1 protein-coding gene is annotated in these 241 nt (G+C 45.2%); it reads right to left on the reverse strand.

What is annotated here, in order from left to right; all coding sequences use genetic code 11:
• On the reverse strand, positions 1 to 209 hold a 209-nt coding region (locus tag SB775_RS33275; protein WP_410865567.1), incomplete at its 3' end, for a hypothetical protein.
• Positions 210 to 241: the final 32 nt, after the last annotated feature.

Genomic DNA, 241 nt, shown 5'->3' on the forward strand with positions numbered 1-241 from the left:
TCTAGGTGGCATTCGAAGTGAGTCATTTGCCAACCGTTTTTCTCGATTTCAGGAAATCCGCCTAAGTCGTAGCAGCGATTAGCGGCTTCAGTTACTTCTACATAGCTAAAATAGCTCTGTGCCGCAATGGCGCTTCCAATGCTGAGAATTAATACGATACCGAGGATAAAAGTCCAGGCACCAGGAGTTATAGCCGAGAAACGTCGCATTGTCGGCCTCCTTTAAATTAAGTTTATGTCAC

The organism is Peribacillus sp. SIMBA_075, from assembly GCF_046534585.1.